This is a genomic window from Actinomadura sp. RB99 (assembly GCF_014706005.1).
In the GTDB taxonomy this organism is placed as follows: domain Bacteria; phylum Actinomycetota; class Actinomycetes; order Streptosporangiales; family Streptosporangiaceae; genus Spirillospora.
In genome coordinates this window covers 182380-209331 of sequence record NZ_JABMCA010000003.1, presented here as the reverse complement: position 1 = coordinate 209331, position 26952 = coordinate 182380, and the positions used below count along the sequence as shown (strand labels likewise).

The 26952-nt window shown below is 73.5% G+C and carries 26 protein-coding genes; 17 read left to right on the top strand and 9 right to left on the bottom strand.

The annotated features are described in order from the left end of the window. The first annotated feature begins 101 nt into the window (after nt 1-101). From amrb99_RS04550 to amrb99_RS04540, 3 genes are all read left to right on the top strand, one after another. Nucleotides 102-1448: an HD-GYP domain-containing protein gene (locus amrb99_RS04550; RefSeq protein WP_190852610.1), complete on the top strand. Its 1347-nt coding sequence runs from the start codon at nt 102-104 to the stop codon at nt 1446-1448. A gap of 11 nt (nt 1449-1459) precedes the next feature. Beyond that, entirely contained in the window at nt 1460-2806 is a 1347-nt protein-coding gene (locus amrb99_RS04545) for an HD domain-containing phosphohydrolase (protein WP_190852608.1), read from the top strand. 146 nt (nt 2807-2952) lie between these two features. Beyond that, on the top strand, nt 2953-4290 hold the full coding sequence (locus tag amrb99_RS04540) for a biotin carboxylase N-terminal domain-containing protein (protein ID WP_190852606.1): 1338 nt from the start codon (nt 2953-2955) through the stop codon (nt 4288-4290). A gap of 75 nt (nt 4291-4365) precedes the next feature. On the opposite strand, the gene amrb99_RS04535 is transcribed toward amrb99_RS04540, so the two are convergent. Continuing rightward, nucleotides 4366-4857 carry a GNAT family N-acetyltransferase gene (locus amrb99_RS04535; protein WP_190852604.1) on the bottom strand — a complete coding sequence of 164 codons (492 nt, stop codon included), beginning with the start codon at nt 4855-4857 and terminating at the stop codon, nt 4366-4368. A 214-nt stretch (nt 4858-5071) separates the two neighbouring features. On the opposite strand from amrb99_RS04535, the gene amrb99_RS04530 reads away from it, so the two are divergent. Then, complete coding sequence (locus amrb99_RS04530; protein ID WP_190852602.1) at nt 5072-6733, top strand: carotenoid oxygenase family protein; 1662 nt, start codon at nt 5072-5074, stop codon at nt 6731-6733. 36 nt (nt 6734-6769) lie between these two features. Here amrb99_RS04530 and amrb99_RS04525 read toward each other — a convergent pair whose 3' ends face one another. Then, entirely contained in the window at nt 6770-7516 is a 747-nt protein-coding gene (locus amrb99_RS04525) for a hypothetical protein (RefSeq protein WP_190852600.1), read from the bottom strand. 141 nt (nt 7517-7657) lie between these two features. Between amrb99_RS04525 and bioD the strand changes: the two genes are divergently transcribed. Continuing rightward, entirely contained in the window at nt 7658-8383 is a 726-nt protein-coding gene (gene bioD / locus amrb99_RS04520) for a dethiobiotin synthase (RefSeq protein ID WP_190852584.1), read from the top strand. 76 nt (nt 8384-8459) lie between these two features. Here bioD and amrb99_RS04515 read toward each other — a convergent pair whose 3' ends face one another. Both amrb99_RS04515 and amrb99_RS04510 read right to left on the bottom strand, forming a co-directional pair. Further along, nucleotides 8460-9269 (bottom strand): GntR family transcriptional regulator, encoded by an 810-nt coding sequence (locus tag amrb99_RS04515; protein WP_347256527.1) that lies wholly within the window; start codon nt 9267-9269, stop codon nt 8460-8462. A gap of 37 nt (nt 9270-9306) precedes the next feature. Then, nucleotides 9307-10473 (bottom strand): 8-amino-7-oxononanoate synthase, encoded by a 1167-nt coding sequence (locus amrb99_RS04510; protein WP_190852576.1) that lies wholly within the window; start codon nt 10471-10473, stop codon nt 9307-9309. A gap of 73 nt (nt 10474-10546) precedes the next feature. Between amrb99_RS04510 and amrb99_RS04505 the strand changes: the two genes are divergently transcribed. Then, nucleotides 10547-12241: a histidine kinase N-terminal domain-containing protein gene (locus amrb99_RS04505; RefSeq protein ID WP_190852574.1), complete on the top strand. Its 1695-nt coding sequence runs from the start codon at nt 10547-10549 to the stop codon at nt 12239-12241. Nucleotides 12242-12426: 185 nt separating this feature from the next. Here the strand turns inward: amrb99_RS04505 and amrb99_RS04500 are convergent, their stop codons facing one another. Together amrb99_RS04500 and amrb99_RS04495 are read right to left on the bottom strand one after the other, a co-directional pair. Further along, nucleotides 12427-12687 carry a WhiB family transcriptional regulator gene (locus amrb99_RS04500; RefSeq protein WP_151541468.1) on the bottom strand — a complete coding sequence of 87 codons (261 nt, stop codon included), beginning with the start codon at nt 12685-12687 and terminating at the stop codon, nt 12427-12429. A gap of 295 nt (nt 12688-12982) precedes the next feature. After that, nucleotides 12983-13924, bottom strand: coding sequence for a diacylglycerol kinase family protein (locus amrb99_RS04495; protein ID WP_190852566.1), 942 nt, complete (start codon nt 13922-13924; stop codon nt 12983-12985). Between the two features lie 75 nt (nt 13925-13999). On the opposite strand from amrb99_RS04495, the gene amrb99_RS04490 reads away from it, so the two are divergent. Further along, a complete protein-coding gene (locus amrb99_RS04490; RefSeq protein WP_190852564.1) occupies nt 14000-14548 on the top strand; it encodes a hypothetical protein in 549 nt (182 codons plus the stop codon). An 89-nt stretch (nt 14549-14637) separates the two neighbouring features. Here the strand turns inward: amrb99_RS04490 and amrb99_RS04485 are convergent, their stop codons facing one another. The 3 genes from amrb99_RS04485 to amrb99_RS04475 all read right to left on the bottom strand — a co-directional run bounded on the left by amrb99_RS04485 (nt 14638) and on the right by amrb99_RS04475 (nt 16965). After that, nucleotides 14638-15450, bottom strand: a complete 813-nt coding sequence (locus tag amrb99_RS04485; RefSeq protein ID WP_190852562.1) for an RNA polymerase sigma factor SigF — start codon at nt 15448-15450, stop codon at nt 14638-14640. Then, nucleotides 15447-15875, bottom strand: a complete 429-nt coding sequence (locus tag amrb99_RS04480; protein ID WP_151598884.1) for an anti-sigma factor — start codon at nt 15873-15875, stop codon at nt 15447-15449. The genes amrb99_RS04485 and amrb99_RS04480 overlap by 4 nt, the downstream gene beginning before the upstream one ends. A gap of 154 nt (nt 15876-16029) precedes the next feature. Then, on the bottom strand, nt 16030-16965 hold the full coding sequence (locus tag amrb99_RS04475) for a sugar kinase (RefSeq protein ID WP_206699784.1): 936 nt from the start codon (nt 16963-16965) through the stop codon (nt 16030-16032). Nucleotides 16966-17000: 35 nt separating this feature from the next. On the opposite strand from amrb99_RS04475, the gene amrb99_RS04470 reads away from it, so the two are divergent. The 10 genes from amrb99_RS04470 (at nt 17001) to amrb99_RS04425 (ending at nt 26940) form a co-directional block, all read left to right on the top strand. Beyond that, complete coding sequence (locus amrb99_RS04470) at nt 17001-18188, top strand: DUF5005 domain-containing protein (protein ID WP_190852560.1); 1188 nt, start codon at nt 17001-17003, stop codon at nt 18186-18188. A 2-nt stretch (nt 18189-18190) separates the two neighbouring features. Beyond that, on the top strand, nt 18191-19153 hold the full coding sequence (locus tag amrb99_RS04465) for a DUF4432 family protein (RefSeq protein WP_190852557.1): 963 nt from the start codon (nt 18191-18193) through the stop codon (nt 19151-19153). Beyond that, complete coding sequence (locus amrb99_RS04460) at nt 19150-19959, top strand: SDR family oxidoreductase (protein ID WP_190852555.1); 810 nt, start codon at nt 19150-19152, stop codon at nt 19957-19959. The genes amrb99_RS04465 and amrb99_RS04460 overlap by 4 nt, the downstream gene beginning before the upstream one ends. Further along, nucleotides 19960-20772 (top strand): SMP-30/gluconolactonase/LRE family protein, encoded by an 813-nt coding sequence (locus amrb99_RS04455; RefSeq protein ID WP_190852553.1) that lies wholly within the window; start codon nt 19960-19962, stop codon nt 20770-20772. 19 nt (nt 20773-20791) lie between these two features. Continuing rightward, complete coding sequence (locus amrb99_RS04450) at nt 20792-21967, top strand: DUF5005 domain-containing protein (protein WP_190852551.1); 1176 nt, start codon at nt 20792-20794, stop codon at nt 21965-21967. A gap of 4 nt (nt 21968-21971) precedes the next feature. Next, entirely contained in the window at nt 21972-22937 is a 966-nt protein-coding gene (locus amrb99_RS04445; RefSeq protein ID WP_190852548.1) for an alpha/beta hydrolase, read from the top strand. Nucleotides 22938-22974: 37 nt separating this feature from the next. Next, on the top strand, nt 22975-23667 hold the full coding sequence (locus amrb99_RS04440) for an FCD domain-containing protein (protein ID WP_190852546.1): 693 nt from the start codon (nt 22975-22977) through the stop codon (nt 23665-23667). Between the two features lie 222 nt (nt 23668-23889). Next, nucleotides 23890-25167: an extracellular solute-binding protein gene (locus amrb99_RS04435; RefSeq protein ID WP_190852544.1), complete on the top strand. Its 1278-nt coding sequence runs from the start codon at nt 23890-23892 to the stop codon at nt 25165-25167. A gap of 4 nt (nt 25168-25171) precedes the next feature. Then, complete coding sequence (locus amrb99_RS04430) at nt 25172-26134, top strand: sugar ABC transporter permease (RefSeq protein ID WP_241755229.1); 963 nt, start codon at nt 25172-25174, stop codon at nt 26132-26134. After that, the gene (locus tag amrb99_RS04425) at nt 26134-26940 is read left to right on the top strand and encodes a carbohydrate ABC transporter permease (RefSeq protein WP_190852542.1); all 807 of its coding nucleotides are present in this window, start codon (nt 26134-26136) and stop codon (nt 26938-26940) included. The genes amrb99_RS04430 and amrb99_RS04425 overlap by 1 nt, the downstream gene beginning before the upstream one ends. The last annotated feature ends 12 nt before the right edge of the window (nt 26941-26952 follow it).

The following is a 26952-nucleotide window of genomic DNA, read 5'->3' as shown; positions in this document are numbered from 1 at the left end:
CGTCGCTGATGATGCCCGAGGGCGTTTCCTGGGTCTAGTGCCGGCAGGCACGGTCGATCCCGGCGGCGGCCCGCTCGTTCGTCACTCCCTAAGGGGCGGCAATGCGTGGACTACCTCTCGCTGCCTGGGCGTACGTGTGCGGGGTGGTCGCGCTCGCGGCCGCGGTGATCGCCACGTCGTCCTTCACGGGGGTGGACTGGACGAAGCTGGCCGTGCTGGCCCTGCTCTTCCTCATCTGCGACTCGGCGCCCGCCCGGCTGAACGTCGAGCGGGCCCGCGTCTCGCTGAGCTTCGCCGCCAGCCTGGCGGGGGTCGTGCTCCTCGGCCCGGCCGGCGCGGCCCTGCTCGGCCTCAGCGCCCTGGTCACCGGGCAGCGGTTCTTCGCGCCCGAGAAGCGCGCCTTCAACGGCGCGCAGTTCGCGCTCAGCGGCTTCTGCGCCGGCACGGTCTTCGACCTGCTGGGCGGTGACCGCTTCCACCCCGAGCAGTCCCGCTGGGTGGAGAACGTGATCGGCCCGTTCCTCGGCGCCCTCGTCACCTTCGTCCTGGTGAACCTGCTGCTGATGGCCGGCGTGCTGCTGCTGTCCCGGCAGGCCGCGCCGCGCGAGCTGCTGCACGAGAGCGGCCAGCTCGCCGTCGGCTGCCTCGGCTACGGCATGGTCGGGCTGCTGATCGCCGGGCTGTGGCCGCGGATCGGCGCCTTCGCCGCCGTGCTGGTGCTGCTGCCGCTGTTCATCGCCCGGTGGGCGATGGACCAGGCGTACGCGCAGCAGCAGGCGCACGCCGCCACCCTCGCCGCGCTCTGCCAGGCCGTCGAGACCAAGGACTACTACACCCGCGGCCACTCCGAGCGGGTCTCCCGCGGCTCGGTGATGATCGCGCAGGAGATCGGGATGCGCGCCGACCGGGTCGAGGCGATCCGGTACGCGGGGATGCTGCACGACGTCGGCAAGCTCGGCGTCCCGACGAAGGTGCTGCAGAAGTCCGGCTCCCTCACCGAGGAGGAGTTCGCCGCGATCCAGCTGCACCCGATGCGCGGGCTGGAGATCGTCCGCGAGATCGGGTTCCTGGACGAGGCGCTCGCCGGGATCATGCACCACCACGAGAAGGTGAACGGCCGCGGCTACCCGATGGGCCTGGCCGGCGACGAGATCCCCGAGTTCGCCCGGGTCATCTCCGTCGCGGACGCGTTCGACTCGATGACCTCGACCCGCTCCTACCGGGCGGCCCGCACCGTGGCGGAGGCCGTCGCGGAGCTGCGCCGCGGCATGGGCGACCACTTCGACCCGGTGATGGTGGAGGCGTTCCTGCGCGCGCTGGACCGGGACGGCTGGGAGCCGCCGCGGCCCGTCGTGCTGCCGGACGACGACGTCGTCGAGACCACCCAGCAGGACCATGACGACCCGAGCGCGCCGCTGCGGGTCGCCGGAGACGAAGCACGGCGGTGACGGGACCTCCCATGAGCAGCACCCAGATCCGGGCCCGCCGCGAGCGGGCCGCATGGCAGACCATCGACTCCGGCCAGCTGCTGCTGATCGCGACCGCCGGGCTGTTCGTCGTCGTCGCGATCGCCGAGGTCGCCGCGGCCGGGCTCCGGCAGCCCAACGTCGCGATCATCTTCGGCGTGCTGATCGCGCTCGGCGAGCTGTTCCGGATGGTGATGCCCGGCAACCGGGAGGTCGCGCCGATCGCCAGCGCCGGCGCGATGGGCTACGCGCTGCTGGTCGGCATCGGCCCCGAGGGCGCCCCGCCGGATGCGCCGCTCGGCGTCGTCCCCGCCGAGCACTCGCCGCTGCAGGTCGTCGCGGTGACGTCCGTCGGGATGCTGGTCGGCTCGCTGCCGCACATCCTGGTCGGCCGGTCGCCGCGCCCGGACGCGATGGCGCGCCGGCTGTTCACCGTCGCGGTCGTGGCGCTGTGCTTCCGGCCGATGCTGTCGCTCGGGCTGCCCTGGCAGCTGCTGCTCGCGGTGATGGGCCTGGTCGTCGTGCTGTCCTGCTTCACCGACGTGCTGATCGCCGCGATGATCCGGGCGGAGGCGGTGCGGGCCCGGTTCGGCATCGCGCTGCGCGACGAGATCGACGCGAAGATGGCGCTGTGCGCGGCGACCAGCGCCACCGCGATGCTGATCGCGGTCGCCACCACGGCGATGGGCGAGGCCGCGCTGCTGATCTTCACGGTGCCGATCCTCGTCACCCAGTTCGCGTTCCGCCGGTACGCGGGGATCCGCGCGACGTACCTGCAGACCGTCCGGGCCCTGTCGCGGGTCACCGAGGTCGGCGGGTACGTCGAGACCGGGCACTCGCGGCGGGTGTCGCGGCTGTCGGTCGCGATGGGCCGGGAGCTCGGCATGTCCGAGGAGGAGCTGCTGGAGCTGGAGTACGCGGCGCTGATGCACGACATCGGGCAGCTCTCGCTCGGCGACCCGATCCCCGGCGGCGCGACCGTGCTCGCGTCGCCTGCCGAGCAGCGCCGCATCGCCGAGCTCGGCGCCGAGGTCATCAAGCAGACCGGCGTGCTGGACCGGGTCGCGCACATCGTCGAGCTGTCGTCGCACCCGTACCGGACGGGCCCGGAGACGCTCGCGGGCTCCGGCGAGGCGGCCGAGCGGCCCGCCCCGGCGCCGCCGCTGGCCGGGCGCATCATCAAGGTCGCGAACGCCTACGACGACCTGGTGGGCGACTCCGCCGACCGCGACCGCGGCGCCGCCGTGCTGGAGCGGCTCCGGCTGGACTCGGCGGCCGAGTACGACCCGACGGTCGTGGAGGCGCTCAGCCGCGTCGTCGACCGCCGCCCCCGCCCCTGACCGGCGGTTCCCCGCCCGCTCGCGGGTGCGCGGCCGGCCGTTCGTCGCACGTACGGGCGGACGCGGCGCGGCGCGGACGCTAGGGTCGGCGGGGCAGGTCCGCCGGCGCCGCCGGCGGGAGCAGATCTCCGAGGAGGAGTCCGCGAGTGTTCGAGTCCGTGCTGGTGGCGAACCGGGGCGAGATCGCCGGCCGGGTCGTGCGCACCGCGCAGGCCATGGGCCTGAAGGCGATCGCGGTGTACTCCGAGGCCGACGCCGACCTGCCGTACGTCGCCGAGGCGGACGAGGCGGTGCTGATCGGCCCGGCCGACCCGGCGCGCAGCTACCTCGAGGCGGCGGCCGTCCTGGAGGCCGCGCACCGCACGAACGCGCAGGCCGTCCATCCCGGCTACGGGTTCCTCGCCGAGAGCGCCGCGTTCGCGCGGGCGGTCGCCGAGCGGGAGCTGGTCTGGGTCGGGCCGCCGCCGCTCGTCGTCGCCCGGATGGGCGACAAGATCAACGCCCGGAACCTGATGAAGGAGGCGGGCGTCCCGGTCTCGCCCGGCGCGTGGGAGCCCGTCCCGGACGTGGCGACCGCGCTGGAGGAGGCCGAGCGGATCGGCTACCCGGTGATGGTGAAGCCCGCCGCCGGCGGGGGCGGCGCCGGGCTCGGCGCCGCGTACGACGAGGCGTCGCTGCGCGCCGCGTTCGAGGCGGCCCACGCCGCCGCCCGGCGGCTGTTCGGGCACGGCGACGTCCTGCTGGAGCGGTACATCGAGGGCGCCCGGCACGTCGAGGTGCAGATCCTCGGCCTCGCGGACGGCACCGTCGTGGCGCTGGGGGAGCGGGAGAGCTCCGTCCAGCGCCGGTTCCAGAAGGTCGTCGAGGAGAGCCCGTCGCCCGGCGTCGCCCCGGCGCTGCGGGAGCGGATGCTCGCCGCGGCGGTCCGCGCGGGCGAGGCCGTCGGGTACCGGGGCGCCGGGACCGTCGAGTTCCTGCTCGACCCGGTCGCGCAGGAGTTCGCCTTCCTGGAGATGACGACCCGGCTGCAGGTCGAGCATCCGGTGACCGAGCTGGTCACCGGCGTCGACCTGGTCGAGCAGCAGTTCCGGATCGCGGCCGGGGAGCGGGGCGCACCGGCCGCCGCCGCGCCCGGCGGCCACGCGATCGAGTTCCGCGTCCACGCCGAGGACCCGCGGGACTTCCGGCCCGCGACCGGCGAGATCAAGGTGTGGGAGGAGCCGGTCGGCGACGGCATCCGCATCGACGCGGGCTACCACGAGGGCAACACCGTCACGCACCACTACGATTCGCTGCTGGCCAAGCTCTGCGTGCACGGCGAGGACCGCGCGCACGCGCTGGCCCGGGCCCGCGCCGCGCTGGGCGCGTTCCGCATCGAGGGCGTCGCCACGAACCTGCCGTTCCTGGCCGAGCTGCTCGACCACCGCGAGTTCATCGACGGGACGTACGACACCGGCGTGGTGGCGCGCATGCGCATCCGCTGAACCGCGCGTTCCGACGCGGGACGGCGGTCCGGCGGGACGACAGGCCGGTCGGGTCGCGGGGGCCGGGGCCGGTGGCTAGAAGGCCAGGGCGTAGGTGAGCAGGCGGAGTCCCGGTATCGGGGACCAGTCCCGGTCCGGGGTGCGGACGAAGCCGAGCCGCTCGTACATGCGGTGCGCGGCCTCCATGTTCGCCTGCGTGGACAGCCGCAGCCCGGTCAGTCCCGCGGCGCGGGCGCGCGCCGCGCACTCGCCGACCAGGGCGCGTCCCGCGCCGCTCCGCCGGGCCTTCGCCAGCACGGCGAGCATCCGGAACTCGGCCTCGTCCGGGCCCGCCAGCTCGGCGTACGGGCTGCCGGGCGGGCAGTAGGCGACGGCGCCCGCGACCTCCCCGCCGATCTCCGCGACGAGCAGCTGCGACTTGGCGGCCCGGTCGGCGGCGTCGCGCAGCTTCCCCACGTAGGACGACTCGGGCGAGACCAGCCCGCCGTGCACGTACACCTCGACGGTCAGCTCGCCGATCAGGTCGTACTCGTGGGGGCGGGCGTCGCGGACGGTGACGTGCTGCATCGGGTGCTTCTCCAGGCGGGGGAGCCGTTGGGGCCGGATCATCGCGACCGGACGGCCGCGACATATCAGGCTATCCGTATCCCGCCGGGACGCTCGCCCGGCGGGCCGGCCGGGGCGCCGCGCTAGTCGTTAGCTACTTGACTACTAGCCCCGGCGCCGTGTTGATTGGCGGGTGCCCGTCAGGTGGCGGCCCGCCGAACCCCCAGGAGGCGCCATGCCGGTCCCCCGCTCGATCCTCGGCACGCAGGACGTCGGCGACCTGGAGCTCGCGGTCGTCGCCGGCGCGTGGCCGGACGACGTCCGCGGCCACTTCGTCGTCAGCACCTCCGACCAGCGCACCCATCCCGTGCACGCGTTCTTCGGCGACGGGATCATCGCGCGGCTGCCGCTCCGGCCGGACGCGGACGGCCGGTTCCGCTGGCGCGCCCGGGTGATCGACACCCCGTCCGTCCGGCTGCGCCGCCGGCGTCCCGAGCTGTTCACCGCCGGGCCCGTCGGCACGAGCTCGCCGTGGGGGTTCGTGAACGCCGCCAACACCGCGCCGCTGCCGTGGGGCGACCGGCTGTTCGCCACCTGGGACGCGGGCCGGCCCGTCGAGGTCGACCCGGTCACGCTGGGGTTCGTCGCCGAGGTCGGCCACCGCGACGACTGGAGGCCCGCCATCGACCAGGCGGTGCTGCCGCTGATCTCCACGTCCGCGCACCCGGTGATCGACCCCGAGCGCGGCTGCCTGTGGACGGTCAGCCGCGACGTCATGACCGGCGCGGTCGCGGTGATCCGGTACGCGGGGGAGGGGAGCCGGGTCGAGCGCTGGGACGTGGAGGGCGCCGTCCTGCCGCAGGCCACGCACACCGTCACGCAGACCCGCGACTGGCTCGTGCTCGCCGACACCGCCTACAAGATCGACACCGACGAGGTGTTCGGCGCGGAGCGCACCGTCGCGAACAACCCCGACGGGCCCGTCCTGCTGATCCGCAAGGACGACCTGCGCCCCGGCGCCGGCACCGTCGCCTGCAAGGAGTTCCGGATCGCCCCCGAGGTCAACCACTTCTACGCGAAGTACGACGACTCCGGCGGCGTCCAGGTCGTCATGGAGCACACGCCCGGCGTCGACATCGGCATGTACCTGCGCGAGGACGACCTCGACGCGTTCGGCCGCCCCATCGACCCGGCGCTGCGCGGCATGTACTGCCACGGCATGACGCCCGCGCTCACCACCGTCCTGCTGTTCGACCCGGAGACCGGGACGGTCGGCGAGCGCGCCCGCGCCCGCGACCCGGAGCGCTGGTGGCAGGCCGAGCTGTCCGCGATCGACTGGAGCATCGAGGGGCAGACCGCCCCGACCCGGCACCACCTCGTCTACCTGGGCTTCCACCCCGAGGCCATCAACCAGCGGGCGCTGCGCAACTACACCGGCCGCATCGACGCCGACCTGTTCCCGCCGGAGGAGACCCCGGCGGTCCTGGTCAGCCACGACCGCGACGACCTCAGGCCGCTCGCCGAATGGACGTTCGCGCTCGACGACTACCCGACGTCGCCCTCGTTCGTCCCGCGCGGGCGCGGCGGCAGCCGCTACGCGGGCGCCGACCCGGGCGGGCACGACGGCTACCTCGTCGTCGCCGTCCACAACGACGACCGGTTCCGCGTCGAGCTGTTCGACGCCGCCGACGTCGGGCGCGGCCCGCTCGCCGTGCTGGCGCCGCCGCCCGGCACGACCGTCCCGTTCCTCATCCACTCCGCGTGGATGCCGGAGGCCGTCCCCGCACCCGACGTGGAACGGCTCCGCTTCGCCGACGACCTGGACGCGCGCCTGGACCAGCTGGCCCCCGACCTGCGGGCCGAAACCCGCGAGGTGGCCGCCGAGCTCTCCTGCTGAGCAGTGGCGCGCCGCAAAAGGGCGGCACGCCGCAACTCACCGGGGACGGAGGTCGGCGCAGGTGTGCTCGTCGGGGAGCAGGGGGCGCAGCCGGACGGTGTAGGTCTTGCCGCCGCTGCGCCAGGCGGTGCCGGGACCCGTCGCCGGGACCTTCGCCGGAGCGGCGAGCGTGCAGACGGCCCCCGGGAGCGTCGTGCCCCGGCCCAGCGGCGCCAGCGGCCAGGTGCGGACCGGGCCGTCGGCCACCGCGCCCTCCGACGCGAGCACCGCGACCTTGCCCGGGGCGTACGGTCGCGCGCCGGACGCGAGGTCGGCGGCGGGCCACCGGGCCGGATCGAGGCGCGCCTGGAACCGCACCCCCGGGTCCGACTGGGACTCCGGAAGGACGATCTTCGTGTGCGCGCCGCCCATGGTGAACTCCAGCACGTTCGCGTCCGCGACCTGCCCGGCGCTGACGGTGTGCGAGCGGCCGAGCCCGGCGGCGCGCGCCTCGTGCAGCAGGCGGTCCAGCGCCGCGGGTTTCAGCCGGTACTCGGTGACCTTCTCCCGCGCCGCGACGAGCGCGCGGCCCGTCGAGTACAGCGAGAAGTCCGGCAGCCCGCCGCCGAGACCGACGATGCCGCCGGTCCTGCGCATCCGCAGGACGAGATGCTCGCCGCGCGGCGAGTCCTTCGCGGAGTGCGTGGCGGTGCCGGTGGACGGCAGCGCGTGCGGCGGCTTCTCCACCCCGGAGGCCCCGCCGCAGGCCGCCACCGTGCCCGCGCAGGCGAGCGCGGCGATCAAGCTGGTGCGAGTGTGCGAACCGGCCATGCGTCTTCGACGCGCCGCCGCCCCGCCCGGTTCCCCCGGCTACAAATCCGATGGCGGAAAGACTGTGGAGTCTGCGACCGGCCGGCTCCCGCTCCGCACGCTAGGGTGCCGGGCGTGAGTGTGCTCGTAGTGACCGGGACCTGTACGGGCGTCGGCAAGACGATCGTCACCGCGGCGCTGGCCGCCGTCGCGGCCGCGCGCGGCGCGTCGGTCGCCGTGGTCAAGCCCGGGCAGACCGGGATGGGCGGCGGCGAGCCCGGCGACCTCGACGAGGTGCGGCGGCTCGCCGGCGTCGAGGACGTGCACGAGTCCGCGCGCTTCCCCGACCCGCTGTCGCCCGCCGCCGCGGCCCGACGCGCCGGCGTCCCGCCCGTCCGGCTGCCCGACGTCGCCAAGCACGTCCAGGAACTCGCCGCGACCCGCCGGCTCGTGCTGGTGGAGGGCGCGGGCGGCCTGCTCGTCCGCTACGACGAGGAGGGCACCACCATCGCCGACCTCGCCCGCTGGCTCGGCGCCGCGGTCGTCGTCGCGACCCGTCCCGACCTCGGCACCCTCAACCACACCGCGCTCACGCTGGAGGCGATGGCGCACCGCGGCGTGCAGCTCGCCGGCGTGGTCATCGGGGCCTGGCCGGACGACCCGGACCTGGCGATGCGCAGCAACATCCGGGACCTGGAGACCATCGCGGCGCGGCCGCTGTCCGGCGCGCTCCCGGCCGGCGCGTCCGCGCTGGACCCGGCCGAGTTCCTGGTCGCCGCGCACCGCGGCCTGGCCCCGTCGTTCGGCGGCTCCTTCGACGCCGCCGCCTTCCGCGAGGCGCACGCCCCCGAAACGGACTGACGCCCGCCCGGCTTCGCCGAGCTGTGTTTTCCCGAGGGGGGACGACCCCCCACGCCCCCCGGCCGGCTGCGCCGGGTCAGGTGTCCCGGCGCAGGCGGGTGATGAACTTGTACCGGTCGCCCCGGTACATGGACTGTGCCCACTCGACGGGCTGGCCCGTCGTGTCGAACGCGTGCCGGGACAGCAGCAGCATCGGCAGGCCGACGTCGACGCCGAGGAGCTGCGCGTCGTGCGGGGTCGCCAGCACCGTCTCGATCGTCTCCTCCGCCTCCGTCAGGTGGACGTCGTAGGCGGTCGCGAGGGTCTCGTACAGGGAGCGGTGCCGGGGCAGCTCGCGGCGCAGGCCGGGGAAGCGGCGGGCCGGGAGGTGCGAGGTGTCGACCGACATCGGCTCCCCGTCGGCGAGCCGGAGCCGGTGGACGCGCAGCACCCGGCCGCCCGGCCGGATGCACAGCAGCGACGCTAGGCGCTCGTCGGCGCTGACGTAGCCGGCGTCCAGGATGCGGGTCTCGGGGCGCAGCCCGTGGTGCCGCATGTCCTCGGTGTAGGAGACGAGCTGGAGCTCCTGCGACACCTTCGGCTTGGCGACGAACGTGCCCTTGCCCTGGATGCGCTGCAGGCGCCCCTCGACGACGAGTTCGGCGAGGGCCTGCCGGACGGTGGTCCGGGACGTCTCGTACTTCTCTGCCAGCGCCCGCTCAGGAGGCAGCGGGCTGCCCGGCGGCAGCGACTGGATGAGCTCGACGAGGAGTTCTTTGAGCTTGTAGTACTTCGGGATGCGCGGCGCCTGGTTGGTGTGGTGCTTGCCCAGGTCGCCGAGTACCGCCCGATCGAATCCGCGCTCGAATCCGTCCCCGTGCCGGGGCCCGCCCCTGACCTCCGTCACGGCCTCTCCTCACGTTCATCATCGGTTTCCCCCGATGTTATGCGTGAAGACTACGGCCGGTAGAGAGGGCGATCTCCGCCAGGGCCGTCCGCAGCCTTGTGAGGTCGGACTCGTCGACCGTGGCGCGCGCGGTGAGCCGCAGGCACGCCCGGCCCTTCGGGACGGACGGGGGACGGAAGCAGCCGACGCGCAGCCCGTGCTCAGCGCAGATCCCGGCCGCGCGCACCGCGTCGTCGGGCTCGCCGAGGAACACCGGGACGACGGCGGCGGCCGGGTCGGCGGTCTCCAGACCGGAACCGGCCGCGAGGTTTGCCATCCGGCGGGCGGTGGCACGCGCCCGGCCGGGCAGGCCCGGGTCGGCCTCCAGCACGTCGATGGCGGCGAGGGCGGCGCCCGCGGCGGGCGGGTTCAGGCCGGTGTCGAAGATGAACGAGCGGCCGGTGTCCAGCAGCGCCTGGACCACCTCGGGCGCGCCGAGGACGGCGCCGCCCTGCGCGGCCAGCGACTTCGACAGGGTGAGCGTGAGGACCACGTCGGGCTCGCCGGCCAGGCCCGCGGCGTGCGCGGCGCCGCGGCCGCCGTCGCCGACGACGCCGAGCGCGTGCGCCTCGTCGATCACCAGCAGCGCCCCGTGCGCCCGCGCGGCGCGGTGCAGCTCCGCCAGCGGCGCGAGGTCGCCGTCCACGGAGAACACCGCGTCGGTGACGACGATCGCGTGGTCTTCGTCACGTTCGGCGAGGGCCCGCTCGACGGCCCCGGCGTCCCGGTGCGGGACGATCGCCACGCGGGCCCGCGACAGCCGGCACGCGTCCACGATCGAGGCGTGGTTGACCTGGTCGGACACCACCAGCGTGCCGGGGCCCGACAGCGCGGTGACGGCGCCGAGGTTGGCCAGGAAGCCGGAGGAGAACGCCAGCCCGGCGGCGCTGCCGGTGAACGCGGCGAGCCGCCGGTCCAGCTCGGCGTGCAGCGCGGTCGTGCCGGTGACCAGCCGGGAGCCGGTGGACCCGGTGCCCCACTCGCGCGCGGCGGCGACCGCGCCCGCCACCAGCCGGGGGTCGCGGGACAGGCCCAGGTAGTCGTTGGACGCGAGGTCGGCCAGGCCGTCGTGGTCGGCGGCGCGGGGGCGCAGCGTCCGCCGCAGGCCCGCCTCGGCGCGCCGGGCGGCGGCGTCCCGGAGCCTGGCGAGGGGGTCGTCGGTCATGCCCGAATCCTGCCAGGTCGGGGGCGGCGGGCACGGCGCCGGGGCACCGGAACGGATGGGCGATGATGGTCGTGTGCCTACCTTGACCGATCTGGTCCGCGACCACACCGACCTCACCGAGACCGATGTGGAGTGGCTGCACGCGCTGGTGTCGGACTGGCAGCTCCTCGCCGACCTGTCGTTCGCGGACCTGCTGCTGTGGGTGCCGCTGCGGTCCGGCGCGAAGGTCCCGGCCGACGGCCCGCCCGCGCGGGGCGGGCGGCGCGGCGGCGGCACGATCGACACGGGCGCGGCCGTGCAGGGCTGGGTGGCGATCGCGCAGATGCGGCCGACGACCGGCCCCACCGCCTACCCCGAGGACCTGGTCGGCAAGGTCGTCCGGACGGGCCGGCGCGGGCTGATCGACGTGGCGTGGCGGGAGCGGCGGATCGTCCGGGAGGGCGACCCGGAGTGGGGCAGCGGCATCCCGGTCCGGGAGGAGTCGATCCCGGTGCGCCGCGGCGCCAAGATCCTCGGGGTGATCCAGCGCAGCACCAACCTCAGCTCGGCGCGCACCCCGTCCCGGCTGGAGCTGACCTACCTGCAGAGCGCCAGCGACCTCGCGAAGATGATCTCCGAGGGGCGGTTCCCGGTGCCGGGCGAGGAGCCGAACATGGTCCGCTCGCCGCGCGTCGGCGACGGGCTGATGCGGCTCGACCGCGCCGGCGGCGTCGTCTACGCCAGCCCGAACGCCCAGTCCGCCTACCGGCGCCTCGGCCTGCCGTCCGACCTGGTCGGCGAGTCGCTCGGCAAGGTCACCGCCGACCTGTGCGACACCGGCGAGCCGCTGGAGGAGGCGCTCAGCGTCGTGCTCAGCGGGCGGGCGCCGCGCGAGGTGGAGGTCGAGGCGAACGGCTCGGTCATGCAGCTGCGGACGATCCCGCTGGTGGTCGGCGGCACCCGGATCGGCGCGATCGTGCTGTGCCGGGACGTCACCGAGCTGCGCTGGCGCGACCGGGAGCTGATGACCAAGGACGCCACCATCCGGGAGATCCACCACCGGGTGAAGAACAACCTGCAGACCGTCGCGGCGCTGCTGCGGCTGCAGGCGCGCCGGCTGCGGATCCCGGAGGGGCGGGCGGCGCTGGACGAGGCGGTCCGCCGCGTCGGGTCGATCGCGATCGTGCACGAGACCCTGTCGCACACCCCGGACGAGCTGATCGACTTCGACGACATCGCGGACCGGGTGATCATGATGGCGGGGGAGGTGTCCACCCCGGAGACCAAGGTCGCCCCGAAGCGGACCGGCAGCTTCGGGGTGCTGCCCGCCGAGGTCGCGACGCCGCTGGCGATGGCGCTCACCGAGCTGCTGCAGAACGCGCTGGAGCACGGGCTCGCCAGCCGGTTCGGCACCCTGGAGGTCGTCGCGCACCGCTACGGCGAGGGCGGCGCGGCCCCCGAGCCGGCCGGTGTGGCGGTCTGGGGCGAGTGGCCCGGCTCCGACGCGCACGACCCGCGCGCCCGGAAGGAGCCGCCCGTGGCGCGCGAGCCCGTCTCCGGCCCGCGGCTCGTCACGATCGTCGCCGACGACGGCGTCGGCCTGCCGCCGGACTTCGACGTGGAGAGCAGCAACAGCCTCGGGCTGCAGATCGTCCGCACCCTGATCGTCGGCGAGCTGGGCGGCAGCCTCGACTTCCGGGACCGGCCCGGCGGCGGCACCGAGGTCATCGTCGACGTCCCCCTCGACTACAGCAACCGGCTCCACGCGCCCCGCTCGGCCCAGTCATAGGACGGGTCTGGCGCACGGCTTGGGGGTTCGGCCTGGGGAAACGCCCCTGGAGACGCCGAGTGCCCGCGGCCTGTCTCCAGGCGGCGGGCACGTCGAGGCGAGATGCGGGCGGCGCCGGGGTTTCCGGCCCTGGGGGTTCGGAGGCGGCGCCGCTCGGTGCTGGGGGTGAGGGTGGTGCGAGTGGATCAGAGACCGGCGTTGGCGCGGGCGCGGGCCCGGCTGGCGCGGCGCTTGAGGGCGCGGCGCTCGTCCTCGCCCATGCCGCCCCAGACGCCCGAGTCCTGGCCGGACTCCAGCGCCCAGCGCAGGCAGGCGTCGGTGACGTCGCAGCGCCGGCAAACCTGCTTGGCCTCTTCGATCTGCAGGATCGCGGGCCCGGTGTTGCCGATCGGGAAGAACAGCTCGGGGTCCACGTCACGGCAGGCAGCGCGGTGGCGCCAGTCCATGCGGTCCACTCCTTCGTCAGGTGGTGTGAGACACTCCACGTTTGTGAACGGTTTCACATGTCGCGAACGCCCGGAGCGGCGGTGGCCGGCGATCCGAGGGTGATTGTTCCGCGGCGCTGCGATCAGGAGGCGGACGACGTTGGGGCCCCTGTCGGCTGGCGCACTTTGAGCGTGTCAGCCGGGCGCGGGCAGACGCAAGACCTTTGAGAAAGGATTCTCAAAGTATGGGTGTCGCATGTGTCACACCTGTGGGTCGGCCGTGTTACTTGGCTCTCAGCATGGCGTGACGGCGGTCTCAGATGAGGATGCGGACCGCCTTCGGCACCGAGCGGAACGTCACGCTGCGCTGTTCCCCGAGGTAGTCGCCGTCCAGCTGAAAGGCGATCGGACGGTCCGCGCGCAGGGTGACCTCCGTCGCGTCGTGCACGTTCACCACGTCGCGCCCCTGCACCGGACGGGTCCGCACCAGCATCATCTGCGCGAGCGCCCCCAGGATGGGGCCGGCGGCCATCGTGCGCATCCCGAACACGTCCAGCCCGCGCGCGAAGTTCGACTTCGGACTGGGATTCACCGGCAGCCGCCCCATGAAAGTCCACGGCGCCGTATTGGAGACGAACGCCAGGAACAGGCCCGCTTTCGGGGGGCGTCCCGGCACTTCTAGCGTCAGGGCCGGATGGCGCCGATCCGTGCCCGTGAAGAAATGGCGGACCGCGGCCCGCACGTACAGTGACGGATCCGCCTTCGCGCCCGCGCCGCGGCGGCGTTCCACCTCCCGGACGACCTCCGCGTCCAGCCCCACGCCGGCGTTGAAGGTGAAATAGCGCTCCACGCCGTCCGGCAGGCACGCCGCCCCCAGCCCGACCGTCCGGTACCGCCCGGCGCGCACCGCCTCCAGCACCGCCCGCGTCGCGCCGACCGGGTCGTTCGGCAGCCCGAGCGCGCGGGCGAACACGTTCGCGCTCCCCGACGGCAGGACCGCCAGCGCGGGCAGGTCCGGAGACGGGCCGTTCGCCAGCAGGCCGTTCACCGTCTCGTTCACGGTGCCGTCCCCGCCGAGCGCGATCACCGCGTCGTAGCCCTTGTCGGCGGCCGCGCGGGCGAGCTCGGTCGCGTGCCCGCGATGGGCGGTCTCGGCGATCTCGAGGTCGAGATCGCCGGTGAAGGCCCGGACGAGGATCTCGCGGGCTCGCCGGGAGGTGGAGGTCGCCTTGGGATTGGCGATGAGCATGGCGCGCACGGCGCCAGCGTATCGAGCGTTTCCCGTGCGTTTCCCCACGCATCGGCCGCGGCGGCGGGCGAGTAGGGTTTCGTTGTGACCGATCGTCCCAACACCGTGCGGGCCGCCGCCGCCCTGGAGGGCGCGGAGGGCCTCGGCGCCGTCGCGTTCGGCGTCTACACCGGGGTGGAGACCGCCGCGGGCGCCGCCGTCGACCCGGTGAGCGCGATCGGCGTGACCGTCCTCGCCCTCGCCGGCGGCGTGGGCATGCTCGCCTGCGCCCGCGGCCTGCTGCGCGGCGCCCAGGGCAGCCGCGCCCCCACTGTCCTGACCCAGCTGTTCGCGCTGCCCGTGGCCTGGTCCCTCTGGCAGAGCGACCGGCCCGAGATCGCCCTGCCGATGGGCATCGTCGCGGTGCTCGCGCTGGTCGCGGTGCTGAGCCCGCCGAGCACCGCCTGGCTCGTCCGCGATCATGACGAGGACGAGGAGGAGGACGGCGCCCCGTCCGGCGGCGCGGAGCCCGCGCCCCGCGCCGCGGAGCCGCGCCCCCGGGACGACCGGTCCCTCGGCCAGAAGCTCATGGACCGCCTCAAGGAGCAGCCCGCGAAAGACGCGCCCGCCAAGGGCACGTCCGCGAAGAACTGACCGGCGGCCGGAAGCCCGGCGGCCGGAGGACCAGCGAACGCCGAGGGGCCCTGGGGAGACACGTCCCCGGGGCCCCTCGGCGTTCGGCGTCACTCGTCGGCGGTGAGGCCCTCGCGCAGCTGCGCGAGCGTGCGGGCCAGCAGCCGCGACACGTGCATCTGCGAGATGCCGAGCTCCGCGGCGATCTGCGACTGCGTCATGTTGCCGAAGAACCGCAGCAGCAGGATCTTCTTCTCCCGCGCCGGCAGCTTCTCCAGCAGCGGCTTGAGCGACTCGCGGTACTCGACGCCCTCCAGCGACTCGTCGATCATGCCGAGCGAGTCCGCCACGGCGGGCGCGTCCTCGTCGCCGGAGTCGGGCGCGTCGAGGGACACCGTGGAGTAGGCGTTCGCCGACTCCAGGCCCTCCAGCACCTCCTCCTCGCTCATCTGCAGGTGGGCGGCCAGCTCGCTGACCGTCGGCGCCCGGCCCTCGCGCTGGGCGAGGTCGCTGATCGCCTTGGTCAGCGACAGCTTCAGCTCCTGGAGCCGGCGCGGCACCCGCACCGCCCAGCCCTTGTCGCGGAAGTGCCGCTTGATCTCCCCGACGATCGTGGGCGTGGCGTAGGTGGAGAACTCCACGCCGCGTTCCAGGTCGAACCGGTCGATCGACTTGATCAGCCCGATGGTGGCGACCTGGATCAGGTCGTCCAGCCACTCGCCGCGGTTGCGGAAGCGGCGGGCCAGGTACTCCACCAGGGGCAGGTGCAGCTCGACGAGCTGGTCGCGGATGCGCTGCCGCTCCGGGTCGCCCTCGGGCAGCTCGGCGAGGCGCTCGAACAGCGCGCGGGCCCGCGCGCGGTCCGGTACGCCGCTCTCGGACCGCTCGTTGCTCGCGCCGGCGATGGTCGTCTTCTCTGTCACGGGGCCCCCGCCGTACCGCGCCGCTTCTGCAGCGTCACGGTCACCCGGTCGTCGGAGCCGATCTGGGCGTCGACCTCGCCGGCCAGCGACGACAGGACGGTCCAGGCGAAGGTGTCCCGGTTGGGCTCCTGCCCGTCCACCGTGATCACCGACACCGAGATGCGCATGGCCTCCCCGGTCAGCTCGAACTCGCACGACAGGTCCGTCCCGGGGACGGCCTGGGAGAGCAGCATCGCGCACGCCTCGTCGACCGCGATGCGCAGGTCTTCTATCTCGTCCAGCGTGAAGTCCAGCCTGGCGGCCAGTCCCGCGGTGGCGGTTCTGAGCACGGACAGGTAGGCGCTCGCGGCGGGCAGCTTCACTGTCACCACGTCGCGCACGGACAACTGTGTACTGGCAGGCATGGCAGCGGTTTCCTCGGTCACGTCACTCCCTCGCAGGATGGTCCCGCTGCTTCCGAAACTACCGCCTGCGGCGCCCACTGCGAGACTCCGGCGCGCACAGGTTTCGACCGGTTGTCCGAGTATTGACTAAATGACTTGGTCTCTGAGGGGGCTTCGGGCCGCCGAACGGCGGGCGTCACGGTCCGGGACGGCGGGCCGGGAGAGGCGGTAGGAGCGCGCCGGGATGGCCGATCACGTCGGCGGCCAGGCGGGTCCCGGCCTCGGCGGCGGCGCGCCGGTCCCGGCCGGCGAGCCGTGCGGCCAGGTAGGCGCCGTTGAACGCGTCACCCGCCGACGTGGTGTCGACCACGTTCACGTCCGGGACGGCGGGCACCGCCTCCATCGCGTCGCGGTCGGCGATCACGCAGCCCTGGGCGCCGAGCTTGACGACGATCTCCGGGACGCCCGCGTCGCGGAGCCGCTCGACGCAGGCCCGCGCGGACGCGTCGCCGTGCACGATCCGGTCGTCGTCCAGGGACGGCAGCGCGATGGAGGTGTGCGCCAGCACGGCCGCGGCGGCCCCGGCCGCCGCGCCGGGGGAGGGCCAGCCGCTCGGCCGGTGGTTGCCGTCGTAGGCGACCAGCCCGCCGCGCCGCCGGGTCTCCGCCAGCACCTCGGCCAGCCGGGCGCGGGCCGGCCCCGTCATGATCGAGAGGGTGATGCCGGACAGGTAGACCAGGTCGTGGCCGGCGATCGCCTCGTCGATCGCGGCGGGCTGGTCCGGGCCGAACAGGTCCCGGGCGGGCGACTCGCTCCGGTAGTGCTGGAACGTCCGCTCGCCGTGCTCGTCGGTGCGGATCAGGTAGAGGCCGGCGCGGCCGCCGGGGCGCACCCGCGCGTACCGGTCCCCGACGCCGTGGGCGTGCCAGCGCGCGCGCATCTCCGCGCTGTACGGGTCGTCGCCGGTGACCGTGACGAACTGCACGTCCAGCGCGCCGGGCGCGGCGCTGCGCGCGAGGTAGGCGGCGGTGTTGAAGACGTCTCCGGCGTAGCCGAGGGCGAGCCGGTCCGGCGACAGATGCCGCAGTTCGATCATGCATTCGCCGATGAGGGCGACCCGGGGAACGTTCACGGACCGCACGATACATCTAGACAACAAGTCATCTGATGACCAGACTTCTGGCCGTGCGCAGAAGATCCCCCTGGCGCGGCCTCGCCGCCGGCGTTCTCACCCTGGCCCTGTCCACGACGACCTTCACCGCTCCCGCCCGTGCCGCCGCCACCGCCGCGCGGGCGTGCGGCGGCACGCCGACCCCCGCCTTCCGGAGCTCGGCGCCCGACGCCGGGCTGAACACCCTGTTCACCCGCTACGGGAACGACAACCGCCGGACCGACGACTGGACCGGCGCGGACGGCACGTTCTCCACCACCCTGCCCGGCGGGCGGGTGGCGTTCGTGTTCTCCGACACCTTCCTCGGCAAGGTCGACGCCGACGGCGGCCGGTCGCCGGTGGTCGAGGAGGGCGGCACCACCCCGTTCATCAACAACTCGTTCGTGGTGAAGTCCGGCGACCGGCTCAGCACCGTGCACGGCGGCACCCGCGAGCAGCCGAAGGCCGTGATGCCGCCGCGCGACGACAAGCACTGGTACTGGGCCGGCGACGCGATCACCGCCGGCGGCAAGGTCCAGGTGACCTACCAGGAGTACGAGCGGTTCGGCCCCGGCATCTGGGACTGGCGCTGGCTCCGCAACGTCGTCGCGAAGTTCCGGCCGGACCGGCTGTCCGCGCCCGTCGGTGTGACCGCGATCCCGTCGTCCAAGGGGATCTCCTGGGCGTCCTGGCTGGAGCGGTCGGGCGGCATGATCTACGTCTACGGCGTCGAGGACCTCGGCGACACCAAGTACATGCACCTGGCCCGCGTCCGCGGCACCGACCTGACCAGGCCGTGGGAGTTCTACGCGGGCGGCGGCGCCTGGTCGCCGAACGAGGCCGACTCCGCGCGGATCATGGACGGGGTCGCCAACGAGTACAGCGTCACCCGCATGGGCGGCGCCTACATGCTCATCACCCAGGACACCACCGAGAAGTTCAACACGAACATCGTCGCGTACTTCTCGTGCTCGCCGCAGGGCCCGTTCACCGGCAAGACCACCGTCTACTCGACGCCCGAGACCGGCGCGAACGGCAGCTACGGCAACCCCAACGTCTTCACCTACAACGCGCACGCCCACCCGGAGCTGAGCCGCCCCGGCAGCGTCGTCGTGTCCTACAACGTCAACAGCTTCGTCAACACCGACCACTACAAGGACGTCACCATCTACCGGCCCCGCTTCGTCGACCTGAAGTTCGGCTGACGATGGCGTACCGACGGCATCGCCCGGCCCGCAACTGGGGCGCGCGCCTGCACGAGATCACCTGGTTCGGGATGCGCGCCGTCGTGCTGGAGAACGAGCTGCTGCGCGTGACCGTCCTGGCGGACAAGGGCGGCGACGTCGCCGAGTTCTGCTACAAGCGGCGCGACATGGACTTCGTCTGGCTCGCGCCGGACGGGATCCGCAACCCGCGCGACGTGGCGGGCGGCGCGGGCGACGACGTGGCCGCGTTCCTCGACCACTACGAGGGCGGCTGGCAGGAGGTGCTGCCCAACGGCGGCGAGCCGAGCACCTACCGCGGCGCCGCGCTGGCGCAGCACGGCGAGGTCGCCGGGCTGCCCTGGGACGTCGAGATCGCGGCCGACGACCCGTCCGAGGCCGCGGTGCGGCTGACCGTGCGGGCGCGGCGCGTGCCGCTGCGCGTGGTGAAGACGTTCCGGCTGGCGTCCGGCGAGGCGGAGCTGTGCGTCGACGAGGAGCTGACCAACGAGTCGGGGGTGGAGCTGGAGGTGATGTGGGGCCACCACATCGTCTTCGGCGCCCCGTTCCTGCGCCCCGGGCACCGGATCCGGTTCCCGGACGGGGTGGCGGCGGAGCCGGAGCTGGCGGTCGTCCCCGAGCACGGCGCGCCGAGCGACATCCACTACCTGTCGGGGTTCCGGGACGGCCGCTACGAGATCATCGACCCGGACGCGGGCCTCGGCCTGCGGGTCCGCTGGGACGCCGCCGTCCTGCCGGACCTGTGGCTGTGGCGGGAGCTCGGCGCGTCCCGCGAGGCGCCCTGGTGGGGCCGCGCGTACGTGGTGGGGCTCGAACCGTTCGCCGGACGGCCGACGGAGGGCCTCGCCGAGGCGGTGCGCAACGGGTCGGCGCTCACCCTGCGGCCGCACGAGACCAAGCCGCTGTGGCTGCGCGCGGCCGTGATCGAGGGGGAGGAAGCGCGATGAGGGCAGGCGGCGGGGAGTTCGCCGGCAAGGTCGCCGTGGTCACCGGGGGGTCGCTCGGCATCGGCCGGGCGGTGGTGCGGCGGCTCGCGGAGGACGGCGCCGCGGTCGTCTTCTGCGGCGTCGACGAGGACGGCGTCCGCGCCGCCGAGGCGGAGCTGCGCGGCGCCGGCCTGGACGTGACCGGCGTCGTCGCCGACGTCACCGACGCCGCGCAGATGCGCGGCCTCGTCGGCCGCGCGGTCGACGCGCACGGCGGGCTCGACACCGTCGTCACCTCCGCCGGGATCCAGCGGTACGGCACGGTCGAGGATACCCCCGAGGAGCTGTGGGACGAGGTCCTCGACGTCAACCTCAAGGGCGTCTTCCTGGTCTGCAAGGCGGCCGTCCCGGAGCTGCGGCGGCGCGGCGGCGGCACGATCGTCACGGTGTCGTCGGTCCAGGCGTTCGCGTCGCAGGACCGGGTCGCCGCCTACACCGCGAGCAAGGCCGCGATCAACGGGCTCACCCGGGCGATGGCGCTGGACCATGCCGCCGACGGCATCCGCGCCAACGTCGTGTGCCCCGGCTCCGTCGACACCCCGATGCTGCGCTGGGCCGCCGACCTGTTCCGCGGCGGGACGAGCCAGGACGACCAGGTCGCCGAGTGGGGCCGGGCGCATCCGCTGGGCCGCGTCGCGCGGGCGGAGGAGGTCGCCGAGGTGGTGGCGTTCCTCGCCGGCCCGCGCTCCTCGTTCATCACCGGGGCCGAGCACCGCGTCGACGGCGGCCTGCTCGCCCGCAACCCCGCCGCACTCCCGGAGGTCTGAATGCCCGCCGCCCGCGTCTTCTTCGACGGCCTGTTCAGCAGCCCGCGCCTCGACCACCCCGAGTGCGTCGCGGTCCATCCCGACGGCAGCGTCTGGTGCGGCGGGGAGGCCGGCCAGATCTTCCGCGTCGACCCGGAGGGCGGGAGCGTCGAGCAGGTCGCGACCACCCACGGGTTCGTGCTCGGCATCGCGTTCGACGCGTCCGCCACCCACCTGTACATCTGCGACATCCAGCATCCCGGCGTGTTCCGGCTGGAGCTGGCCTCGGGCGAGGTGTCGCTGTTCGCGGACGGCGCGGACGGCCACCGCTTCGTCAACCCCAACTACCCGGTGATCGACGCGGACGGCCGGATCTACGTCTCCGACAGCCGGCAGATCGACGCCCCCGGGCCCTCGGTGTTCCGCTACGCGCCGGACGGCACCGGCGAGGTCTGGGACGAGCGTCCGATGGCGTTCGCCAACGGCCTCGCGCTGGCACCGGACGAGTCGGCCCTGTACGTCGCCGAGTCGTTCCTGCCCGGGATCACCCGCGTCGAGATCCGGGCGGACGGCACCGCGGGCGACCGCACGACGGTCGCCGAGCTGCCCGGCACGGTCCCCGACGGCATCGCGTTCGGCCCCGACGGCCTGCTCTACGTCGGCCTCTACGAGCCCAGCGAGGTGCTGCGGCTCACCCCGGACGGGCGGCCGGAGACGGTCGTCCGCGACCCCACCGCCCACCTGCTCTGCCACCCGACGAACCTCGCGTTCCGGGGCACCACGGCGTTCGTGGCGAACCTCGGCCGCTGGCACATCAGCGCGTTCGACCTCTGACACCCCCAGGAAGGTCCGCATGCGTCTTCTCGTTCGTGCGGCCGCGGCTTCGACGCTGGCCGCGACCGCACTGCTCGCACCCTCGGCCGCGGCCCATGCCGGCGCTCTGACCTGCGGCGGGAGCGCCGCGCCGACGTTCGGGACGGCGACGCCCGACACGTCGTTGAACGCGCAGTTCACCTCGTACGGCAACGGCAACGCGCTGCTGGACGACTGGACCGGCGCCGACAGCACCTACTCGGTGAAGCTGCCGGACGGCCGGACGGTGTTCGGCTTCTCCGACACCTTCCTCGGCAAGGTCAACGCGGACGGGTCGCGGCCGATGGCCGTCGCCGACGGCGGCACGACCCCGTTCGTGAACAACACGTTCGTCGTGCGGTCGGCGGCCGGCGCGCTGACCGGGACCGCGCACGGCGGCACCGCCGCGAACCCGACGGCCCTGCTGCCGCCGCGCGACGCGTCGCACGTCTACTGGGCGGGCGACATGACGATGAACGGCGGCGAGATCCAGCAGCCGTACCGCGAGTACAAGGTCGGGTCCGGCGACCTGGACGTGACGTGGGACGCCAACGTCCTCGCGCGGTTCTCCACGAGCGACCTCACCCGGCCGACCTCGGTGACCTCGCTGCCGTCCGGCAGCGGCGTCATGTGGGGGTCGGCGCTGCTGCGGGACGGCGGCTACACCTATGTCTACGGCACCGAGGACCTCGGCTCGGGCGGCAAGCACATGTACGTCGCGCGGGTGGCGGGCACCGACCTGCGCGGGCCGTGGAGCTACCTGGCGGCGGGCGGCGCATGGTCGCCGTCGGAGTCGGCGGCCGTGGAGGTGCTGGGCGGCGTGTCCAACGAGTTCAGCGTGAGCAAGCGCGGGAACTTCTACATCCTGCTCACGCAGGACACCAAGGACGTGTTCAGCGCGCAGATCGACACGTACCTGTCCTGCTCGCCTGCCGGGCCGTTCACCGACGAGAGGACCGTCTACAGCACGCCCGAGGGCGGGCCGTTCGGCTCGTACGGCGACCCGGACGTCTACACCTACAACGCGCACGCGCACGCCTCGCTCACGACGGCGAACAAGCTCGTGGTGTCGTACAACGTCAACAGCCTCGACACGACCACGGGGCCGACGCGGGACGTGTACCGCAACGTGAGCATCTACCGCCCGCGCTTCGTCGACGTCCCCGTGACGGGCTGATCCGATGGATCCCGAACTGTCCGAGGCGCTCGGCGGGATGCCGTACGTGAGCCTCGCCGACCCGGTCAGGGCGCGCGCCGCGATGCGGGACCTGGCGGCCGCGCTGTCGGGGGAGCCGGCGGCCGACGCGCGCGTGGACGTCGCCGACCGGACGGTCCCCGGCGGCGTCCCGGTGCGCGTCTACCGGCCGCACCGGCCCGCCGGGCCCGCACTGGTGTACTTCCACGGCGGCGGCTTCGTCACCGGCGATCTGGGCAACGAGCACCGCCGCTGCCTCGGCTTCGCCGCGGAGCTCGGCATCGTCGTGGTGTCGGTGGACTACCGGCTCGCTCCCGAGCATCCGTTCCCCGCGCCGTTCGAGGACGCCTGGACCACGACCGCCTGGACGCACGCGCACGCGGCCGAACTCGGCGCCGATCCCGGCCGCATCGCGGTCGGCGGCGGCAGCGCGGGCGGCGGGCTGGCGGCGGCGGTGGCGCTGCGGGCGCGCGACGAGGGCGGGCCGCCGCTCGCCTTCCAGCTGCTGCTCTACCCGGTGCTCGACGACCGCATGGACAGCCCGTCGATGCGGGCCTACACCGAGCCGCCGCTGTTCAACCGGGGCGAGGTGGAGCAGATGTGGCGCCACTACCTCGGCCCGGCCCGGGGGACGCCGGGCTGGGAGACGCCCGTGTACGCCGCCCCGGCCCGCGCGCGGGACCTGTCCGGGCTGCCGCCCGCGTACGTGCTGGCGGCCGAGGCCGACCCGCTGCGCGACGAGGACCTCGCGTACGCGCTGCGGATGATCGAGGCCGGCGTGCCGGTCGAGCTGCGGCACGTGCCGGGCGCCTACCACGGCTTCGACGGCGTCCTGTCGGCGGCGGTGGCGCGCCGGGCGCTCGCCGACCAGCACGCGGCGCTGCGCCGGGCGTTCCTTCTCGGGCCCGGACACCGCCTCGACCCTGGACATCCTGGTACATCAAGTGATTAGATGACTTGACTTCTTCCGGGAGTGAACGAGGTAACGAATGTCCAAGGATGTGGCCCGGCCCAGCCTCTCCGACGCGCTCACCGAGCGCGTGCTGGAGCTGATCCGCTCCGGCGGGCTGCGTCCCGGCGACCGGCTGCCCTCGGCACGGGAGCTGTCCGAGCGCTTCGCGGTGACCACCCCCACGCTCCGCGAGGCGCTCCGCCGGCTGGAGGCCACCGGCGCCGTCCAGATGCGGCACGGCTCCGGCATCTACGTCGGCGCCGACCTGGAACGGGTCGTCATCCCCAACCCGAACGTCCGGCCCCTGCAGGGCGACCAGCTCCTCCAGCTCCTGGACGCCCGGCTGCTCATCGAACCCCCGCTCGCGGCGATGGCCGCCCGCCGCGCCGAACCCGGCGACCTGGAGCGGCTGCGCGCCGGCCTGGACCAGGCGGGCCGGCACCTGGAGGGCGAGGACGCCGAGCTGGACGCGGCGAACATGTCCTTCCACCGCGCCACCGCGCACGCGTCCGGCAACGCCGTGCTCGGCGAGGTCATCGACTCGCTGCTGTCGGTGCACGGCGCCGAGCAGCGGGAGATACTGCGGATCTTCGACGACCGGCGCCGCGACCACGAGGACCACCGGGCCATCCTCGGTGCCATCGAGGCCGGCGACGCCGAACGCGCCGAGGAGCTGATGCGCGCCCACCTGCGCGACGTCACGAAGGTCATCGCGTCCCGGCTCGCCTGACCCACCGCCCGCCCGACCCACCGGCGACACCCCTTCTGACCGCCCCACGACCCACCGCCCGTCACCGGCCGCCCGCCCGCTCAGGGCCCGCGGTCTCCTTCGGCACACCCTCGACCGGCGACACCCACCCCCACCCTCCACCACCTCCGCACCCCACCACCGTCCGCACACCGGAACACCGTCAGCCGACCTCCAACCACCCCACGAACCAGGGAGGCCCCCATGCCGTCGATGCGCATGCGCACGACCGCCGTCCTCGCGGCGGCCGCGGCGCTCGCCGCGGTCGCGGGCTGCGCCTCGGGCAACGACTCGGGAGGGTCGAAGTCCGGGCTCAGGCTCTACAACGACAAGGGCGCGTGGAAGCCCTTCTTCGAGCAGATGAGCGCGCTGGGCAAGCAGCAGACCGGGCTGGACATGAAGCCCGTCGGGTACACCGACGAGCCCACCTACACCGCGTTCATCAAGTCCTCGTTCCGCACCAAGGTCAAGCCGGACCTGTTCACCTGGCAGACCGGCGGGCGCCTGGAGGAGATCGTCGCGCAGAACCAGGTCGCCGAGACCACGTCGATCTGGCAGGACGCCATCAAGAGCGGCGACCTCACCCAGGACCTCGCCAAGTACTACACGGTCGGCGGCAAGCAGTACTGCGTGCCGCTGAACACCGGGTACTGGGGCATGTTCTACAACAAGAAGATCTTCGCGAAGTACGGTCTGGCGCCGCCCGCCACCTGGGCCGACCTGATGAAGATCGCCCAGACGCTGAAGGGCAAGGGGCAGGTCCCGTTCAACCAGACCACGCCGACCTCGCTGTTCTCCTTCGCCTGGTTCGAGCAGCTGCTCGCCGGCACGGACCCCGACCTGTACGAGCGGCTGTCCACCGGCCAGGCGTCCTACACCGACCCCGGCGTGGTCAAGGTGATGGAGCAGTGGAAGTCGATGATCGACTCCGGCTACTTCTCCAACCCCGGCGACAAGGCCGACCCCGCCGACCACTTCAAGGCCGGCGACGCCGCCATGGTCATCAGCGGCACCTGGTTCAACACCAGCATGACCCAGCGCGGCCTCAAGCTCGGCACCGACTACGGGTTCTTCCTGATCCCGAACGTCCAGCCGTCCCTGCCGAAGCGGTCGCTGATCTTCGAGAGCGGGCCGCTGTGCTCGCTGCGCAAGGCGCCCGACGCCGCCGCCAGCACCAAGTACCTGAAGTGGTGGGTGACCCCCGCCGCGCAGGAGAAGTGGGCCAACGCGCGCGGCGACGTGTCCGGCAACCCCAAGGTCAAGATCGCCGACCCGGAGCTGGACAAGATCACCAAGGAGGCCGCGAACGGCGGGAACCGGCTCGTGCTCCGCTACTTCGAGGCCGCGCCGGCGCCCGTCCTGACGGCCGCGCTCAGCGGGTTCGACGGCTTCCTGAGCAAGCCCGGCTCGTACATGTCGGTCCTCAAGGACATCCAGAAGGCCAACGAGGACTACTGGAAGACCCACAAGGCCGGAAGCTGAACCGATGACCGACCAGACGACCGCCGTGCGCGCGAGGACCCCGCACCGCCGCGCGCACGGCGGGCACCAGCGCGGCGGGGGAGGCGGGCGCCTCCCGAGCGGGTTCGCGATGCACGGCCGGTTCCGGCACGCCTACCTCACCCCGGCCGTCCTTTTCGTCGCGGTGCTCATCTACCTGCCGTTCCTGTGGACGGCGTACCTGAGCCTCACCAGCTACGACGGGCTCGGGTCGCCGAAGTTCACCGGGCTCGACAACTACCGGCGGCTGTTCCAGGACGAGGCGCTGCTCACCTCCGTCCGCAACACCCTGCTGTGGGTCGCGGGCACCACGATCCTGCCGGTCGGGCTCGGCCTGCTGGTCGCCGTGCTGTCGTACAACATCAAGGGCGGCGCGTGGTACCGGCTGCCGTTCCTCATCCCGTACGCCATGTCCGGCGCCGGCCTCGGCCTCATCTGGGGCTTCATCCTGCAGCCCGACGGCATGGCCAACCAGGTGCTGTCGTTCCTCGGCATGCCCGGCGGCCACACCGAGTTCCTGCAGGACGGCCCCCGCAACACCCTCGCGATGATCGTGGTGTGGGCGTGGCAGCAGCTCGGCGTCAACATGCTGCTGTTCGTCGTCGGCCTCCAGTCGATCCCGCGCGCCCCCATCGAGGCCGCCCGCATCGACGGCGCGTCCGGATGGCAGCTGTTCCGGCACGTCATCTGGCCGCTGATGCGGCCGCTCACCACCGTCGTGTTCGGGCTGGCGCTGGTCGCGAGCCTGAAGACCTTCGACATCGTCTGGGTGATGACGCAGGGCGGCCCCGGCCGCACCTCCGAGACCCTCGCGGTCACCATGTACCGCCAGGTCTTCGTCGCCGACGAGTACGGCTACGGGTCGGCGATCGCGGTGGCGCTCACCACCGTCACCGGCCTCGCCTCCTACGTCTACCTGCGCCACCAGCTCGCCAGGGAGGGCTCCTGATGCGCCGCGCCGTGCTGATCGTCCTCGGTCTGGTGTGGCTGTTCCCGACGTACCTGATCGTCGCGAACGCCGTCCGCCCCGCCGGCGACTACGACCCGTCCGACGCGGTGAAGCCGCCCGGGTCGGTCGGCCTGTTCGACAACATCTCCGAGGCGTGGAGCCGCACCGACGTCGGCTCCACCATCGGCAGCACCGCGATCTACAGCCTGGTCGCGCCGGCGCTCGCCGTGCTGTTCGGCGCGCTCGCCGGGTACGCGATCGTGGTGCTGCGCGTCCGGTTCGGCTTCCTCTGGTTCATCGTGATCTTCGCGGGCACCGTCGTGCCGTTCCAGATGCTGCTGGTGCCGCTGTTCGTCGGCTACAGCAAGGTGTCGCTCTACGACAACCAGATGGGCCTGGTGCTGGTCCACACCGCGATCAGCGTCCCGCTCGCCGCGCTGGTGATGCGCAACTTCTTCGGCTCGGTGGCCGTCTCGATCTTCGAGGCGGCGCGGCTGGACGGCGCGTCCACGTTCCGCATCTTCTGGCGCATCTACCTTCCGCTCTCGTCGGCCGCGCTGGCCGCGGTGTTCATCCTCGAATTCACCTACGTCTGGAACGACCTGCTGTTCGGGCTGACGCTGGCGCAGTCCGACAACGTGCGGCCGGTCTGGGCGGAGCTGTCGGCGCTCACCACCGACGTGTACGCCGGGACGCCCGTCCCGGTCGCGCTGGCCGCCGGGCTCGTGGTCTCGCTCCCCACGGTCGTGCTGTTCCTGGCGACGCAGCGGCTGTTCACCCGCGGGCTGACGCTCGCCCAGTTCTGACCCCCCGGTCAC